13 protein-coding genes and 1 pseudogene are annotated in these 15,786 nt (G+C 53.7%); 5 read left to right on the forward strand and 9 right to left on the reverse strand.

What is annotated here, in order from left to right:
* Positions 1 to 134: 134 nt before the first annotated feature.
* Together glpT and glpQ are read left to right on the forward strand one after the other, a co-directional pair.
* The gene (gene glpT / locus O1Q74_RS18570) at positions 135 to 1,484 is read left to right on the forward strand and encodes a glycerol-3-phosphate transporter (protein ID WP_271874985.1); all 1,350 of its coding nucleotides are present in this window, start codon (positions 135 to 137) and stop codon (positions 1,482 to 1,484) included.
* 75 nt (positions 1,485 to 1,559) lie between these two features.
* Positions 1,560 to 2,645 carry a glycerophosphodiester phosphodiesterase gene (glpQ, locus tag O1Q74_RS18575; protein WP_271874986.1) on the forward strand — a complete coding sequence of 362 codons (1,086 nt, stop codon included), beginning with the start codon at positions 1,560 to 1,562 and terminating at the stop codon, positions 2,643 to 2,645.
* Positions 2,646 to 2,823: 178 nt separating this feature from the next.
* Here glpQ and yigL read toward each other — a convergent pair whose 3' ends face one another.
* Together yigL and pldB are read right to left on the reverse strand one after the other, a co-directional pair.
* A complete protein-coding gene (gene yigL, locus O1Q74_RS18580) occupies positions 2,824 to 3,624 on the reverse strand; it encodes a sugar/pyridoxal phosphate phosphatase YigL (protein ID WP_271874987.1) in 801 nt (266 codons plus the stop codon).
* A 102-nt stretch (positions 3,625 to 3,726) separates the two neighbouring features.
* Complete coding sequence (gene pldB, locus O1Q74_RS18585) at positions 3,727 to 4,764, reverse strand: lysophospholipase L2 (RefSeq protein WP_271874988.1); 1,038 nt, start codon at positions 4,762 to 4,764, stop codon at positions 3,727 to 3,729.
* Positions 4,765 to 4,895: 131 nt separating this feature from the next.
* On the opposite strand from pldB, the gene rhtB reads away from it, so the two are divergent.
* Complete coding sequence (rhtB, locus tag O1Q74_RS18590; RefSeq protein ID WP_271874989.1) at positions 4,896 to 5,516, forward strand: homoserine/homoserine lactone efflux protein; 621 nt, start codon at positions 4,896 to 4,898, stop codon at positions 5,514 to 5,516.
* Between the two features lie 12 nt (positions 5,517 to 5,528).
* On the opposite strand, the gene recQ is transcribed toward rhtB, so the two are convergent.
* On the reverse strand, positions 5,529 to 7,355 hold the full coding sequence (gene recQ, locus O1Q74_RS18595) for an ATP-dependent DNA helicase RecQ (protein ID WP_271874990.1): 1,827 nt from the start codon (positions 7,353 to 7,355) through the stop codon (positions 5,529 to 5,531).
* 122 nt (positions 7,356 to 7,477) lie between these two features.
* A complete protein-coding gene (pldA, locus tag O1Q74_RS18600) occupies positions 7,478 to 8,350 on the reverse strand; it encodes a phospholipase A (RefSeq protein ID WP_271874991.1) in 873 nt (290 codons plus the stop codon).
* A gap of 267 nt (positions 8,351 to 8,617) precedes the next feature.
* Between pldA and O1Q74_RS18605 the strand changes: the two genes are divergently transcribed.
* Both O1Q74_RS18605 and rarD read left to right on the forward strand, forming a co-directional pair.
* Positions 8,618 to 9,124: a thioesterase family protein gene (locus tag O1Q74_RS18605; RefSeq protein WP_271874992.1), complete on the forward strand. Its 507-nt coding sequence runs from the start codon at positions 8,618 to 8,620 to the stop codon at positions 9,122 to 9,124.
* Positions 9,125 to 9,222: 98 nt separating this feature from the next.
* Positions 9,223 to 10,152 carry an EamA family transporter RarD gene (gene rarD / locus O1Q74_RS18610; protein ID WP_271874993.1) on the forward strand — a complete coding sequence of 310 codons (930 nt, stop codon included), beginning with the start codon at positions 9,223 to 9,225 and terminating at the stop codon, positions 10,150 to 10,152.
* On the opposite strand, the pseudogene O1Q74_RS18615 reads toward rarD, so the two are convergent.
* The 5 genes and pseudogenes from O1Q74_RS18615 to uvrD form a co-directional block, all read right to left on the reverse strand.
* Positions 10,118 to 10,564 (reverse strand): annotated as a pseudogene (locus tag O1Q74_RS18615) (AbrB family transcriptional regulator); the annotation flags it as partial. The gene rarD and the pseudogene O1Q74_RS18615 sit on opposite strands and share 35 nt — an antisense overlap.
* Before the next feature lie 553 nt (positions 10,565 to 11,117).
* Positions 11,118 to 12,068, reverse strand: a complete 951-nt coding sequence (gene corA / locus O1Q74_RS18620) for a magnesium/cobalt transporter CorA (RefSeq protein ID WP_180743781.1) — start codon at positions 12,066 to 12,068, stop codon at positions 11,118 to 11,120.
* 166 nt (positions 12,069 to 12,234) lie between these two features.
* The gene (ysgD, locus tag O1Q74_RS20420) at positions 12,235 to 12,291 is read right to left on the reverse strand and encodes a YsgD/CorL family protein (RefSeq protein ID WP_349814568.1); all 57 of its coding nucleotides are present in this window, start codon (positions 12,289 to 12,291) and stop codon (positions 12,235 to 12,237) included.
* A 186-nt stretch (positions 12,292 to 12,477) separates the two neighbouring features.
* The gene (locus tag O1Q74_RS18625) at positions 12,478 to 13,224 is read right to left on the reverse strand and encodes a cyclase family protein (RefSeq protein WP_271874994.1); all 747 of its coding nucleotides are present in this window, start codon (positions 13,222 to 13,224) and stop codon (positions 12,478 to 12,480) included.
* Between the two features lie 223 nt (positions 13,225 to 13,447).
* Positions 13,448 to 15,610, reverse strand: coding sequence for a DNA helicase II (gene uvrD, locus O1Q74_RS18630; protein WP_271874995.1), 2,163 nt, complete (start codon positions 15,608 to 15,610; stop codon positions 13,448 to 13,450).
* Between the last annotated feature and the right edge of the window lie 176 nt (positions 15,611 to 15,786).

The following is a 15,786-nucleotide window of genomic DNA, read 5'->3' on the forward strand; positions in this document are numbered from 1 at the left end:
CGCAAAAATCGTCACAGTTTCATAAAAGTGTAACATTAGCGTCATGAATCACACTCATTTGCACGCTATCCCCTTACAATAACGTTCGTAATAGAACAAAAAAGCTATCGTTTTTTTTCGCATTGGAGATATCTATGCTGAGTATTTTTAGGCCCGCAGCCCACCAGGCGCGCGTATCGCAGGATCGTGTCGATCCCCTCTATCGCCGTCTGCGCTGGCAGATTTTCATGGGGATCTTTTTTGGCTACGCCGCCTACTATCTGGTACGTAAAAACTTCGCACTCGCCATGCCTTACCTGATTGAACAGGGCTTCTCGCGCGGCGATCTTGGTTTTGCGCTGTCCGGCATTTCCATTGCCTACGGTTTTTCCAAATTCATCATGGGTTCGGTATCTGACCGTTCCAACCCGCGCGTGTTCTTGCCTGCTGGTCTGATTCTGGCCGCTGCCGTTATGCTGTTCATGGGCTTCGTACCGTGGGCAACGTCCAGCATTGCGATTATGTTCGTTCTGCTGTTCCTGTGCGGATGGTTCCAGGGAATGGGATGGCCACCGTGCGGACGCACCATGGTTCACTGGTGGTCACAGAAAGAACGTGGTGGCATCGTGTCCGTGTGGAACTGTGCTCACAACGTCGGCGGCGGTATTCCTCCGCTGCTGTTCCTGCTGGGTATGGCCTGGTTCAACGACTGGAAAGCCGCGCTCTACATGCCAGCCTTCGCCGCGATTCTGGTTGCGCTGATTGCCTTTGCGCTGATGCGTGATACCCCGCAATCCTGTGGTTTGCCGCCAATCGAAGAGTACAAAAACGACTATCCGGTTGATTATAATGAGAAAGCAGAAGAAGAACTGACGGCTAAGCAGATTTTCATGCAGTACGTTTTCCCGAACAAACTGCTGTGGTACATCGCTATCGCCAACGTCTTCGTTTACCTGCTGCGTTACGGCATCCTCGACTGGTCACCGACTTATCTGAAAGAAGTGAAACACTTCGCACTGGATAAATCGTCCTGGGCCTACTTCCTGTACGAATACGCGGGTATTCCGGGTACGCTGCTGTGCGGCTGGATGTCCGATAAAGTGTTCAAAGGTAACCGTGGCGCAACGGGCGTGTTCTTTATGACGCTGGTGACGATAGCGACCATCGTGTACTGGATGAACCCAGCCGGTAATCCGGGTGTGGATATGGCCTGTATGATCGTCATCGGCTTCCTGATTTACGGCCCGGTGATGCTGATTGGTCTGCACGCACTGGAGCTGGCACCGAAGAAAGCAGCAGGTACAGCAGCGGGCTTCACTGGCCTGTTCGGCTACCTCGGTGGCTCCGTTGCCGCTAGCGCCATCGTCGGCTACACCGTTGACTTCTTCGGTTGGGACGGCGGCTTCATGGTGATGATCGGCGGCAGCATTCTGGCGGTACTTCTGCTGATTGTTGTTATGCTGAATGAGAAAAAACATAAAGCAGAGTTAGCCAACCGCGCTTAACCCGCTCTTGTAAGCATCCCTCTGGCGGCGTCATGATGACGCCGCCTTTCTCTCAACAGAAAGAGGTTTGATCGCATGAACGTTACCGTAACATCCCTACTCTCCGCCCTCGCACTCTCCATGTCCTTGAGTGCCTCCAGTCACGCGAGTGATCCCGCTTCATCAACCACCAAAATCGTCATTGCCCACCGTGGCGCCAGCGGCTATCTGCCCGAGCATACGCTTCCGGCCAAGGCAATGGCCTACGCTCAGGGTGCAGATTATCTGGAGCAGGATCTGGTGCTCACCAAAGATAACGCACTGATTGTCCTGCATGACCACTATCTGGATCGCGTGACCGACGTAGCAGAACGTTTTCCGCAACGCGCCCGTAAAGATGGACGCTTTTACGCCATCGACTTCACGCTACAAGAGATCAAATCGCTGAAATTCACCGAAGGATTCGACATCAAAGACGGCAAGCAGGTACAGAGCTACCCGAACCGTTTCCCGATGTGGAAATCCGACTTCCGTATTCATACCTTTCAGGAAGAGATTGAATTTATTCAGGGACTGAATCATTCAACCGGCAAGAACATCGGGCTCTACCCCGAGATCAAAGCGCCGTGGTTTCACCATCAGGAAGGGAAAGACATCGCCCGCGAAACGCTGGCTGTGTTGAAGCAGTATGGCTATACGAAAAAAAGCGATAAGGTCTTCCTGCAATCGTTTGATGTTGCCGAGCTAAAGCGCATCAAAACCGAATTGCAGCCGCAGATGAAGATGGATCTGAACCTGATTCAGTTGATTGCCTATACCGACTGGCATGAGACCTACGAGAAACAGGCCGATGGGACGTGGGTGAATTACCACTACGACTGGATGCAAAAGCCCGGCGCTATGCAGCAGATTGCAACCTATGCCGATGGTATCGGGCCGGACTACCACATGCTCGTCCAGAAAGGAGCGACGCCTGACAACATCACCTTTACCGACATGGTGAAAGAAGCCCACCAGCATAAACTTCAGGTACACCCGTTTACGGCAAGAGCCGACAGGCTACCGGCGTACGCCAAGGATATCGATCGGCTCTACGATATTCTCTACTATCAGGCGGATGTTGACGGCCTGTTCACCGACTTTCCCGATAAAGCGGTCGATTTCCTGAAAAAACCGCGCTGAAGCGCTAATACTGGTCGCTTAAGCATGGATTTAGAGGGAAACACGATGATGAGGCTCCCGCAGGGATGCCTCGCACCGTGGTCGCCCTCGGTATCTCGATCCTTAAACAATCGCTGAGGCTCAGCTTTCCCATCGGGCACGGTGTGCCCGATGATGCGTTGGCTCGATAACACATCGATTATTTCAGAAACAGTTCACGCAGGTAATTCGGTACCGCGCTGTCCGCGTTAGAGCCAATCACTTCGCGATCTGGCAGCATATCTTTCAGACGCTGATGCGCGTTCTGCATCACGCAGCCTTTTCCGGCCATCGACAGCATTTCGTAGTCGTTCATGCCATCACCAAACGCCACACACTCTTTGAGTGAGAAGCCGATAATCTTCGCCACCTGTTCCAGCGCATGACCTTTAGATACGCCGCCCGCCATCACTTCCAGACAGGTGAGCGTCGAAAAGCTCACGTTGACGCGGTCGCCCCAGCGCGCGTTGATCGCTTCTTCCAGCGGCAGCAGCTGTTCATGGGAATCGCAGGTAAAGAACACCTTGCTGACACCATCGGTTTCCAGCAGCGCAGGCTCGAACAGCTTGTATTTAAAGATCGACTCTTTGAAGAAACGTTCTTCTTCCGCACGCGGGCGGTTCATGAACCACTCGTCATCACGATAAACGTGCGTCAGCATATCGGGGTTATTGTGCACGACGCTGTAAAGGTCGCGGGCAATGTCCTGATCCAGATTGTGGCTAAAAATCAGCTCGCCCTGCGAGTTGTGCACTCGCGCGCCATTCGAGGTAATCATAAACGCGCTGATGCCGAGATTATCGCGGATCTGCGCAACATCCATGTGATGCCGTCCAGTAGCGAACACAAAGTGAATCCCTTTTTCCGTCAGCAGCCTGAGGGTGTCTTTCGCATACGGGGACAGCGAGTGGTCAGGTGACAGCAGTGTGCCATCTAAATCGGAAGCAACGACATGGTACATAACGATAAGATCTCACTTCTGGTGTGTTGTAGCGGCACACGCCGCAAAAAATTAACGAGGTGACTCCGCGTGTCCGTTAAGCGGTTTACCAACAGCCTACAATCAATGATAACGCGCAAAATGCGCCAGAATCAGTGCGAATGCCTGAGCGCGGAGGTTATCCGTTTCAAAGAGAATTTCATGCCGCGCACCGGGGATAACCTGCAAAACATTATGCGCATTGGCGTTACCACTCTGCGCCAGCGCCTGGCAAAACGCATTCTGGCTACGGTTATCCACCACGCGTTCCTCTCCCGCCTGTAACAGCAGAAGCGGCGTAGTAACGGCACTGGCCTGAGCCTGCAACTGTTTCCCCGCCAGTATCGCTTCACGCACCCAGTGATAAGTGGGGCCGCCGACGCGTAAATCCGGTGAATCCGCATAAAAGCGAATGCTGCGCTGGTAGCGTTCACGGCTGTGTGTCAGCACATTCATCCGATAAGGCAACGGACGCCACTGTCCGGTGCCGATGGCGTAATAATCGCGAATCGCCGGGCGACGCTCTGCCCAATCAACAATCCACCCCACGACGCAATGAGGAAGCGGCAAGCGGATACCAAACATCGGCGCACACAGCGCCACGGCATCAAACATCGCGGGCTGACGAATCAGCAGTTGTGCCAGAATTGTGCCCCCCATTGAATGCGCTAACGCAAACCGACGGGTGTACCGTTTGAGACCAATGTACTGCTGACACAGCGTTTCGGCATCATCAACATAGTCACTGAAGCGCACAACGTGTCCACGGTGGCCGTCTTGCAGCACCCGTCCAGACCGACCTTGCCCACGGTGATCCATGATGAGTACATCATAGCCGCGATGAAAGAGGTCATACGCCACTTCGCTATATTTGACATAGCTTTCGATACGGCCTGAAAAGACAACGACAAGCTTGTCGTGCTGTGGCGCGGTAAAACGAACAAACCGGATAGGTACGTCATCAACGCCAGAGAATTCGCCCTCTTCACGCTGACGCCAGAAATCCAGTAATTCTCCGGTAGCAAAAGCGGCAAACTGCGCTTCTCGCGTTAACAGGCTCGAGGTTAACCCTTCAGGCGTTAACCGTTCCGACGTAAACAACGAATTGTGGCGTTGAATCATCACACCTCTCCGGTGACGCGGGAAAACGAAAGCTAGCGGAAAAACATGACAAGCAGTGAAGCACAAGCGTATTGTGACATAAAAAACAGACAGACTCTCGTAATACAGAACATCATTCAGGGGCAGGCTTCATGACATGGGATTGGTGGTTAACCTATTTACTCACAACGCTGATTCTCAGCCTGTCACCCGGCTCGGGTGCCATCAACACCATGAGTACCGGCATTAGCCACGGCTATCGCGGTGCGGCAGCCTCGATCTGTGGTTTACAGGTCGGATTGGCGATTCATATCGTACTGGTCGGCATCGGGCTAGGCGCGCTGCTTAACCAGTCCGTACTGGCTTTCGATATGCTGAAATGGCTGGGCGCAGCGTATCTGATTTGGCTGGGGATTCAGCAGTGGCGTGCCGCAGGTGCGCTTGACCTTAAGGCGATCGCCAGCGCGATGCCACGTCGTAAACTCTTTAAACGCGCAGTGCTGGTGAATTTGACCAACCCAAAAAGCATTGTGTTTCTGGCAGCGCTGTTCCCGCAGTTCATTATCCCCCACCAGCCGCAGGCCGCACAGTATCTGGTGTTGGGCGTCACCACCGTGGTAGTCGATATTATCGTGATGATTGGCTACGCCACGCTGGCCACGCGTATCGCTGGCTGGCTGAAAGGTCCACGGCAGATGAAGATGCTTAACCGAATATTCGGTTCACTGTTTGTGTTGGTCGGCGCGTTGCTCGCCACAGCGAGAAAGGCCTGACAAAGAGAAGTCTCACTCGTCATCATTATCGACATGATCGCGAATCATGTTCATGAAAGGCGCCCCGAAACGTTCGAGTTTACGGTATCCTACCCCGTTGATATTCAGCAGTTCACCCGCGGTGATCGGCATCAGTTCCGCCATCTCCAGCAGCGTCGCGTCGCTGAACACCACGTAAGGCGGGATATTGTCTTCATCCGCAATGGATTTACGCAGTTTGCGCAATTTGGCGAACAGTTTACGGTCGTAGTTTCCGCCGTAAGATTTTTGATTCGCGCGAGGCTTCAGGTTAATCACACGCGGCACAGCCAGCTGTAGCGGCACTTCTCCCCGCAATACCGGACGTGCCGATTCGGTAAGCTGTACGGCGGAATGCATCGTGATGTTCTGGTTCAGCAAGCCCAGGTGAATCAACTGGCGCAGCACGCTGACCCAATGCTCCTGCGATTTATCCTTACCGATGCCGTAAACCGGCAGCTTGTCATGAGCAAAATCTCGGATACGCTGGTTATTGGCGCCGCGTAGCACCTCGACGATATACCCTAAACCAAAGCGCTGCCCGACTCGATACACGCAGGACAGCGCTTTTTGCGCCTCAACCAGCCCGTCGTAGCGCTTCGGCGGATCGAGACAAACATCGCAGTTACCGCAAGGTTGTTGGCGTCCTTCACCGAAATAGTTCAGCAACACCAGACGGCGGCAAGTTTGCGCTTCGGCAAACGCCCCCATCGCATTGAGCTTATGGCGCTCGATATCCAACTGCGGCCCAGCGGGCTTTTCTTCCAGACAACGGCGCAGCCACGCCATATCCGCCGGATCGTAGAACAGCGCGGCTTCCGCCGCGAGGCCGTCACGCCCGGCACGCCCCGTTTCCTGATAGTAGGATTCGATATTGCGCGGAATATCAAAGTGCACCACAAACCGCACGTTAGGTTTGTTGATGCCCATACCAAATGCGACGGTCGCCACCACCACCTGAAGATCGTCCCGCAGGAACGCTTCCTGTACCTGCGCACGCCGTTCATTATCCAGACCGGCGTGATACGCCCCTGCACTCAGCCCGCGGGCCTGCAAACGCGCGCAAATATCTTCCACGCGGGAACGGCTATTGCAGTAGATGATACCGCTTTTTCCACGCTGCCCCTGCACGAACATCCAGAGCTGATCGAGCGGTTTAAACTTCTCTACCAGCGTGTAACGAATGTTCGGGCGGTCAAAACTGTTGATCTGGATGAGCGGCGACCGCAGATCCAGCAGGCGAACGATATCGTTGCGCGTGGTCTCGTCAGCGGTGGCCGTCAAAGCAATAAAAGGAAGATGGGGAAAACGCTGTTTAATCTGCCCCAGCGCACGATATTCAGGGCGGAAATCGTGCCCCCATTGGGAAATGCAGTGTGCTTCATCCACCGCGATCAGGGCGATCTGCCAGTGGGCGAGATGATCGAGGAAGCTGTCTGTCGTCAGACGTTCGGGCGCAATATACAGCAGTTTGATCTGACCGGTACGGCAACCCGCCATCACGTCAAGCTGCTGCTCACGCGTCTGCGTCGAATTCAGACAGGCTGCCGAAACGCCGTAGGCCTGAAGCTGATCGACCTGATCTTTCATCAGCGAAATCAGCGGAGATACCACCAGCGTCAGCCCGTCCATCACCAGCGCGGGGATTTGATAGCACAGCGATTTGCCGCCGCCTGTCGGCATGATAACCAAACAGTCCTGCCCACTGAGCGTCGCGCTGATGATTTCCTGCTGACCCGGTCGGAATTGCTGGTAGCCGAACGTGTCCCGTAGAACCTGAACCGCCAGCGCTTCCTTATTCAATACTTCCGCCGTAGACACGCCTTCCCCAATTCAATGAAATCAAACAGGCGCTATTTTCAGCGCCGTTTGGTAAAACTGCAATGGTTAAGTTTGGTAAAACGACGATGGCTAAAAACGGCAATCGCTAAAACACACGATCATTAGAACATGTCGTTCAGCGTCACCCCAACGCCGAAGCGGGTCTGACGGTGGTTGTAATCAATCAGGGATTCGCCGTAGCCGCTAAAGACCTTGGTGTAAAAGCGAACATGGCGCGTCAGCGGGTAGCTCCAGCCCAGTTCACCACCGCCGTAGCCGCTGTTCCAGTTATAACGTCCTTCCGCGCTAAACACGCTGTCGCCCCACACATAGCCGACGCGTAAGCGGTAATGACCCATATATTTGGTGATATCCGGGTTATCATCCTGGCTATCGGAGAAACGTACCCACGGTTTCACATCGACCTGCCAGTTGCCGTTCTGCACCATCAGGCGGGCATAAGCGCGGTTCCAACTGCGTGACGTCGGCTCGGAGCGTCCGTTAGACTGGTGGTTAAAGCCCACTTCTACATCCCGCAGCGTCCAGCCCGCAAAATCGTAGTTCGTTGCCCAGCCCAGGAAAACCTGTGGCTCATAGTCAGTTTCACGGAACGGAGCGGACTCACTCTTGTTCGACAACTGCCACCACGAGCGCTGCGTATAAGAGGCACCCAGCAACGAATTCCCACCCAAAATGCCGCGCCAGATAGGGAATCCCAGACTCAGTTGGTAATGCACTTCATCTTTACGTGCTTCATCGCCCCAGTTATAGCTCTGGATCGCCGTTTTATTGATATTGCTGGTATAGGTATAAAGCAAGTAATTGCTTTCATAAGGATAAAGGACAAACGGGGTATCGTGCTCTTGTAACAGACTGGCGATAATGCTGCCACGTACCGCCGGTTGACCTGGTACAGGTGCATTTGTTGTTTCTTCGGCATGAGCCTGCACCATCAGTAATGCTGCCAGTACGAATCCTATTTTATGTTTATGCATCCATTTTCTCCGACATGTTTTTTCTCCAGCATTCTTTTATAAATAAAGTCTTTTATCTAAATAAACTCGTTTACCCAATCGGCCGTTCCCTACTCAAGCCCGCCATTCTACACAGTTCAGCGACGTTTGAATTACCGTTCCCCTGTTTATCGGTCTTTTCTGGCAAGAAACAAAATAGATGCATAAAATAAACACTTAAATAACATTCAAGCATCAAATTAACCACATTTAATGCATATCTCTTATTGTTCGAACGGGGGAACGGCTATGGCTGACATACCATCATCTCAGGACATCCCCTCATCTCAGGGAACCACACTAACCAGAGATACCGTGCGCCAGCTTGTTGGCGAGATTTTCATTTACAAGATGCCGTTCAACATCGAATTAGGCCTTGAATTACAGCAATTTGAAGCCGACAAAGCCGTCCTGACATTCGCCCGGCAAGAGAAGCTCATCGGCAATGCGGCACAAAAAATTCTGCACGGCGGTGTGATTGCCGCCGGGCTGGACGTCGCTGCCGGATTAGTGTGCGTCGGTAACACGCTACTGCGTCATGAGACGATTAGCGATCAGGAGTTTCATCATCGACTCGCCCGCATGGGAACCATTGATATGCGGGTAGATTATCTGCGTCCGGGCTATGGGGAACGCTTCACCATTACCAGTACGCTGCTGCGCGGCGGCAATAAAATCGCCGTCGCACGTGCCGAATTGCATAACGAACAGGGTTCGCATCTGGCCAGCGCCACCGCAACTTATATTGTTGGATAGCCTTTCGCCGGCAAAGATTGTCATTAACACTTTACGTGAAAGCGCTCACGGTTTTGGGTAAACTTAGCGTTTTCCCGCCATCCTTATCGAGTCCACCCATGAACGCGCAACAAACCCGTGAGGGGATATTTTTCGCCCTCGGTGCGTATTTCATTTGGGGAATTGCTCCCGTTTACTTCAAGCTGCTTGAGCACGTTCCACCCAATGAAATACTGACGCACCGTATTATCTGGTCATTCTTTTTTATGTTGATCCTGCTGACCATCGGCCAGAAATGGCGTCAGGTGAGCTATGCCTGCCGCAACGTCAAACACCTGTTTCTGCTGGCATTAACGGCGGTGCTTATCGGCGGAAACTGGCTGTTGTACATCTGGGCGGTCAACAACCATCACATGCTGGAAGCCAGCCTGGGGTATTTTATCAACCCACTGGTCAACGTTATGTTGGGCATGATCTTCCTTGGCGAGCGCTTTCGCCGTCTGCAATGGCTGGCCGTACTGCTCGCGGTGACAGGTGTATTAGTTCAGTTGTGGACGTTTGGCTCGCTGCCGGTTATCGCGTTGGGACTGGCATTCAGCTTCGCGTTATACGGCCTGCTGCGTAAGAAAATTGGTATCGACGGGCAAACCGGTATGCTGATCGAAACGCTGTGGCTGCTGCCGGTGGCCGTCATTTATCTGTTTTTTATTGCCGACACGCCAAGCAGCCACCTGGCAGCCAATCCCTGGTCGCTGAACCTGCTGCTGCTCTCGGCGGGGATCGTCACCACGGTGCCGCTGCTGTTTTTCACCGCGGCGGCCATGCGCCTGCGTCTGTCGACGCTTGGCTTTTTCCAGTATCTCGGCCCTACCATCATGTTCCTGCTGGCGGTAGTGTTCTACGGGGAAACGTTCAGCAGCGACAAACTGGTCACTTTTGCCTTCATCTGGGGCGCGCTGGGGCTGTTCATTCTGGATGCGCTTTATACGCAGCGTAAGCTACGGCGCGCACCCGCTACACCTTCCCAGCCTCCACACGACGGGAAATAAAGCGCGATAAGATCGGGCTGAATAACAGCGTCGAAAACAGCCGCAGCGTCTGCATGGCAATGACAAACGCCATATCGACCCGACTGCCTGCGGCAATAATCGCAATTGAATCCAGCCCGCCGGGGCTGGTCGCCAGAAAGGCAGTCAGCATATCCACCGGCATCATTCTCGTCACCATCCACGCCATGCCGCCACACAGCAGCATCAATCCAACTATCGACGCCATCATATGCGGCAGTGTGCGTATCGCCAGCAAAAAGATGGGGCGAGTAAAGCATAGCCCGACGCTCCAGCCGATAAAGGCATAGGCCAGCGCCAGTAGCCATTCTGGAGTTTGCAAGTGCAAGGTGCCGCTGGCATGCAGCATTGAACCGATGATCATCGGCCCCAGCAACAGCGCGGCGGGAACGTGGTAAACCTGTAACCCGAACCCCAGAATTAATGAGACCGACAGCAGGATTCCCCATTGCACCCACGGTGACATCCCTTTCATGCACACGACCTTTTTTAGGAATAAAGAGTAAAAATAGAAAGTAAGAACAGAAAAGCAGTCCACCATTCCATACTCTAAATAATTCGAGTTTCAGGACAAAAACGGCAAGGCGTTTTTGAACAGCGCTTGCGCTGACCCCGAAGGGCTGAGGCCATAAGGCCGAATAACGCGGCAAGCGAAGGAATCCCGATGAGCTTACTTGAGTAAGTGATTCGGGTGAGTGACAAACCAGCCAGAGGCAGGTTTGAACGCTGCTTGCAGCGGCCCCAATGGGGCAAGGCACACGCTAGTGTGCCGAGTAGCGCAGCCAACGCACATGCAACTTGAAGTATGACGAGTATAAACAGAATAGTTGGAGAATAAACAAGAATACTAAGGTGGCAAACTATCAAGCAGGGAAGGAGTTTTGCATTGAAGGGAAGAAACGCGATGCGCCTGACAGTTAAACCTCATCAGGCGCATTCGGACAGATTTAGAGCCAGTTTTTACGTTTGAAATAGAGGTAAGGTGCCAGTCCGGCGAGAATCATCAGCACAATCGCCCCCGGATAACCAAACGACCACTTCAGTTCCGGCATAAACTCAAAGTTCATCCCGTAGCTGGACGCCACCAGCGTCGGCGGCAGGAACACCACGGAGACCACCGAGAAGATCTTGATAATCCGGCTCTGCTCGATGTTGATGAAGCCCATCGCCGCCTGCATCAGGAAGTTAACTTTCTGGAACAGGGATTCGTTGTGCGGCAGCAGAGACTCGATGTCGCGTAAAATTTCGCGCGCCTGTTCCAACTGGCCGGATGGCAAGCGGGCTTTACGCACCAGAAAATTCAACGCGCGTTGGGTATCCATCAGACACAGGCGCACTTTCCAGCCCACGTCTTCCAGTTCAGCCAGCGTGGACAACGCATCGTCGTACTCTTCGCCCTGTCGCCCTTCCATAATGATGCGGCTCAGCGATTCCAGATCGCTGTAGATGTTCTCTATTTCGTCCGCCAGTTGCTCAATTTTGGTCTCAAAGAGATCGAGCAGCAGTTCGTAAGCATTGCCGTCCACCATCGTTTGGTTGCGGGCGCGCATGCGATACAGGCGGAACGCGGGCAGTTCACGCTCGCGCAGGGTATACAGGCGACCATCGCGAATGGTAAACGCCACCGTGGAGTTACCGGCGTGATCCTCAGCATCTTCAAAAAAGAAAAAGGAGTGGATGTGCAGGCCATCTTCATCTTCAAAAAAACGTGCCGACGCTTCAATATCTTCCAGTTCCGGGCGGGTTGCCAGGCTTTGTCCCAGTTCGTTTTGTACTTTTTCACGCTCATCGTCTTCCGGTTCGATCAAATCGACCCAAACTGACGTGGTGAGATCATCGGAGTCATCCAGTTCCAGACGAGATAAACGGCAATTATCCAGTTTAAATGCGCTCAGCATGGGCCATAGCTCCCCTTTCAGTAGCAGAGATGGACAACGCGATTGAAGCACAGAAACAGAGGTGAGGTGTCACCGGCAGGTTTCAGTCCGTTCGACGGATCTGACTCATAGCGATAAAAACAGCGTCGCTGACAACCACGAAGGCTATCAGCAGAGGAAGATAGCCTTAGAAGTTGTACCTAATGAACAGGTTAGTGAGCCAGTATCGACTGGGTGTGTCCAAGGCGTCAGTCCTCCGAGAATAATGATGCGCGCATGTTACGCCGAGATGAAAAAGACTTCAACTTTAAAACCGCGGCGGAAACACGCTGTAAAATATTGGTCAAATGAATGGGGTTTATCCAATAAATCCGGCATTGAAGCGGTAGAAAACGCAGTCCCCAAAGCAAAAAGGCACTGCATCTGCCGATCAGGCATTGTCCGGCAAATAGGCGATGGCTCGGACGGGGAAGCCGGGTGCGCCAGCGAAATTAGGGTAGCTGACGTGGATATAAGCACCGGTAGGCGGCAACTGATGCAGGTTATTCAGTACCTCAACCTGCCAGGCATTCTGATTCAGCACGAAGAACTCGCCAATCAACCCGTTGTTGCGACGGAAATCAACGGCGGAATCGGTATCCAGCGTTTCATGCCCAACCGCGCTAATACCGCGCTCTTCAAACAGGAAGGTCAGTGCCTCGAGCGACCAGCCCGGCGTATGGCTGTTACCCTGCTCATCTTTATTGACGAAGGCGTCAATATCGGGCCAGCGCGTGCTCCAGCCGCTGGCAAACGCGACAAAGCTTCCTGACGGGATTTCTCCGTGTTCACGTTCAAACGCCAGAATGTCATCAACCGACAGGCGATAATCATGATCGCGCGCGACGGCGTCTTGTTTGTGGAGCACCACCAGCGGCAGCAACAGCTCTTTATTATCAATGCGATCCAGATAACGTTTACCCGCGACAAAATGCCCCGGCGCATCAATATGCGTCCCCGTTTGTGTCGCAAACGTCACGGCCTGCGCATAAAAACCATGATCTTCAACGTTGAATAAGGTCTTACGCTGCAACACGCCTTCAAACGCGCTAAAAATAGGAATCGACTCCGTCACCGTATGCGTGAGATCGACCCATTTTTTCTTCTGTAATTCGGCAATAATCTGATCTAGCGTCATGGGCATTCTCCTTTTTTATTGTGATACCACACATCCTGGATACGCGGCAGACCACCTATATCCGTCATACTTCAAGTTGCATGTGCGTTGGCTGCGCTACTCGGCACACTAGCGTGTGCCTTGCCCCATTGGGGCCGCTGCAAGCAGCGTTCAAACCTGCCTCTGGCTGGTTTGTCACTCACCCGAATCACTTACGTGAGATATACCGACTCACACATGACGATCACATCGTTTCCAGCCGGGCATAGGCGGCAACCAGCCATTTAATCCCCTGCCCTTGAAACGCCACCTGAAGACGGGCGTGATCGCCGCTGCCTTCCAGATTCACGATCGTGCCTTCCCCAAATTTTGCATGGCGAACCCGCTGCCCCAATTTGTAGCCGCTGTCGTTTTGCGTGACCGGCGTGCCAAGACGCTGGTGATTGACCGGGCGGGAGACGCTGGCGCGTAGCCGCACTTCTTCTACACACTCTTCAGGCAGTTCGCCAACAAACCGGGAAGGTCGATGATAGGCCTCTTTGCCGTATAAACGGCGGGATTCCGCATAGGTTATCGTCAGTTTCTCCATCGCACGCGTGACGCCGACATAAGCCAGACGACGCTCTTCTTCCAGACGTCCGCCTTCATCCAGCGACATCTGGCTAGGGAACATCCCTTCTTCCATGCCGACGATAAACACCTGCGGGAACTCTAGCCCTTTCGCCGAGTGCAGCGTCATAAGCTGAACCGCGTCTTGATTGGCATCCGCCTGACCTTCACCCGCTTCCAGCGCGGCATGCGACAGGAAAGCCTGAAGCGGCATCAAATCCTGATCTTCTTCCTGATAGCTGAACTGGCGCGTCGCCGTCACCAGTTCTTCCAGGTTTTCTACTCGCGCCTGCCCTTTCTCGCCTTTTTCCTGTTCGTACATGCTCCACAGGCCGGAATCTTTAATCACCCGGTCGGTTTGCACATGCAGCGGCAGTTCCGACGTTTCATAGGCCAACGCATCGATCAATTCGATAAAACGCTGTAGCGATGCCGCCGCACGTCCTGCCAGCACTTTCTCCTGCAACAGCGCCCGCGTCGCTTGCCACAGCGTCAGTTGACGATCGCGCGACGTCTGGCGCACGACATCCAGCGTGCGGTCGCCAATACCGCGCGTCGGCGTATTCACCACACGCTCAAACGCCGCATCGTCGTTACGGTTGGCGATCAGACGCAGATAAGACAGCGCATCTTTAATTTCCTGACGCTCAAAGAAGCGCATGCCGCCATAAATGCGGTACGGCATACTCTGCTGCAACAGCGCCTCTTCCAGCACGCGCGACTGGGCGTTACTCCGGTAAAGAATGGCGTTATCCTTCAGCGCTCCGCCATTTTCCTGCCAGGTTTTAATCCGGTTGACGACGTAGCGCGCTTCATCCAATTCGTTGAACGCACAATACAGCGAGATAGGCTCGCCCTCTACGCCATCAGTCCACAGGTTTTTTCCGAGTCGCCCGCCGTTGTGGGCAATCAGCGCATTCGCCGCTTTCAAAATATTGCTGGTCGAACGGTAGTTCTGCTCCAGACGGATCGTTTCTGCGCCAGCAAAATCCTTCAGGAACAGTTGAATATTTTCGACCTGCGCCCCGCGCCAGCCGTAAATCGACTGATCGTCATCCCCGACGATCATCACTTTGGCGCTGTCGCCCGCCAACATACGGATCCAGGCGTACTGAATGCGGTTGGTGTCCTGGAATTCGTCCACCAGAATATTGGTAAAACGTTCGCGATAGTGGTTCAGCACGTGCGGCTTGTTCAGCCACAGTTCATGGGCGCGCAGCAGCAGTTCGGCAAAATCCACCAGCCCGGCGCGATCGCACGCTTCCTGATAGGCCTGATACACGCGCTGCCACGTTTGCTCAATAGGGTTGCCATAGCTTTCAATATGCTGCGGGCGCAGACCTTCATCCTTCTTCCCATTGATGAACCACATCGCCTGACGCGGCGGCCACTGTTTCTCGTCCAAATTGAGTGCCCGAATCAGGCGTTTCAGCAGACGCAACTGATCTTCGCTGTCCAGAATCTGGAAATCCTGCGGCAGATTGGCATCCATATGGTGCGCACGCAGCAGGCGGTGTGCCAGCCCGTGGAAGGTGCCAATCCACATGCCGCCCTGGCTGGTGCCGATCAGGTGATCGATACGATGACGCATCTCCGCCGCCGCTTTGTTGGTAAACGTCACCGCCATGATGGAATACGGCGAGCAGTTTTCGACAGACAAAAGCCAGGCGATGCGATGAACCAGTACCCGCGTTTTGCCGCTGCCTGCCCCCGCCAGCACCAATAAATTGCTGCGCGGCGCGGCTACCGCGTCACGCTGTTTGTCGTTGAGGCCATCGAGCAGATCAGAAACGTCCATAGGTACGGGTTATCCGGTGAGGGAAACGCCGCACATGTAAGTAATGCCGATCGTTTAAGCATCGAGATACACGGGGCGACCACAGGGGTGGGGCCTCCCTGCGGGAACCTCCCCCTGTGTTTCCCCTAATAACGGGCTTAAGTGACCAGTATTCGCACATGCGAGGGCATTTCCAC

This window comes from Pectobacterium sp. A5351, assembly GCF_028335745.1.
Taxonomy (GTDB): domain Bacteria; phylum Pseudomonadota; class Gammaproteobacteria; order Enterobacterales; family Enterobacteriaceae; genus Pectobacterium.

What these genes read in the sequence shown, in the direction of transcription:
- pldA (WP_271874991.1), bottom strand. Translation starts at nt 8,350, where the DNA reads ATGCATAAACATAAAATAGGATTCGTACTGGCAGCATTACTGATGGTG.
- rarD (WP_271874993.1), top strand. Translation starts at nt 9,223, where the DNA reads ATGAACGCGCAACAAACCCGTGAGGGGATATTTTTCGCCCTCGGTGCG.
- glpQ (WP_271874986.1), top strand. Translation starts at nt 1,560, where the DNA reads ATGAACGTTACCGTAACATCCCTACTCTCCGCCCTCGCACTCTCCATG.
- uvrD (WP_271874995.1), bottom strand. Translation starts at nt 15,610, where the DNA reads ATGGACGTTTCTGATCTGCTCGATGGCCTCAACGACAAACAGCGTGAC.
- yigL (WP_271874987.1), bottom strand. Translation starts at nt 3,624, where the DNA reads ATGTACCATGTCGTTGCTTCCGATTTAGATGGCACACTGCTGTCACCT.
- rhtB (WP_271874989.1), top strand. Translation starts at nt 4,896, where the DNA reads ATGACATGGGATTGGTGGTTAACCTATTTACTCACAACGCTGATTCTC.
- O1Q74_RS18625 (WP_271874994.1), bottom strand. Translation starts at nt 13,224, where the DNA reads ATGACGCTAGATCAGATTATTGCCGAATTACAGAAGAAAAAATGGGTC.
- pldB (WP_271874988.1), bottom strand. Translation starts at nt 4,764, where the DNA reads ATGATTCAACGCCACAATTCGTTGTTTACGTCGGAACGGTTAACGCCT.
- corA (WP_180743781.1), bottom strand. Translation starts at nt 12,068, where the DNA reads ATGCTGAGCGCATTTAAACTGGATAATTGCCGTTTATCTCGTCTGGAA.
- O1Q74_RS18605 (WP_271874992.1), top strand. Translation starts at nt 8,618, where the DNA reads ATGGCTGACATACCATCATCTCAGGACATCCCCTCATCTCAGGGAACC.
- glpT (WP_271874985.1), top strand. Translation starts at nt 135, where the DNA reads ATGCTGAGTATTTTTAGGCCCGCAGCCCACCAGGCGCGCGTATCGCAG.